Source organism: Vibrio sp. 10N.222.52.B7 (assembly GCF_041474275.1).
Taxonomy (GTDB): domain Bacteria; phylum Pseudomonadota; class Gammaproteobacteria; order Enterobacterales; family Vibrionaceae; genus Vibrio; species Vibrio crassostreae_C.
The window spans coordinates 1-661 of the sequence record NZ_JBFRTU010000200.1; the positions used below are offsets into that span (position 1 = coordinate 1).

General features: G+C 43.3%; 1 protein-coding gene. It reads right to left on the minus strand.

Annotated features, from left to right (window positions below; all coding sequences use genetic code 11):
- Positions 1-661 (minus strand): helicase C-terminal domain-containing protein (locus AB4512_RS22380; protein ID WP_372175737.1); only part of this gene is annotated, 661 nt, incomplete at both ends.

Consider the following 661-nt stretch of genomic DNA (forward strand, 5'->3'; position numbering starts at 1 on the left):
GGAGAGGTAGGAACACCAAAAGGAATCTTGGTAATAACGAGGTTTTCAAGAAGCTCACCCGGTAGATCAAGACCTTCAGAAAAGCTGCCAGTTCCAAAAAGAACGCTGGTTTTTCCTTGGTCTATTAGCTTTTTATGTTTTTTTAGAATTTCAGTTCGTGAAGTATCGCCTTGAACCTGCAATGCCCACGACTTTTTAACGAAATCTGTTGTTAAAGCCTCTGCAACTTTGTTCATTTGCCAGTAAGAAGAGAATAGAACGAGATTGGCTTTTTTGTCTTCTATTACCTTAGGCAAAATTTCAATAAGATATTCGGTAAACTGAGGTGCTTGTGGTTCGTACTTCATTGCCGGAACGATCAGCTCAGCTTGATTCTGGTAATCAAATGGTGATGCCAAAGCCAAAAACTGTACGCCATCTTCTGCTTTTTGGCTGATACCGGCTTGATGACAGAAAAAGCTGAAAGAGTTGAGCGCCCTCATGGTCGCAGATACTAATACGGCACCCACACAGCGGCTCCAGATTTGTTGATCCAGTTGCCAACCTACCTCTAGTGGCGAAACATTCACAACGAAATCGCCTTCGCTTTCTTTATTCAGTTCGAGCCAACGAGCCAAAGGAGCACCTTTTTCTCTCTTCGGTTCAGCCATTAAGCGCCAAA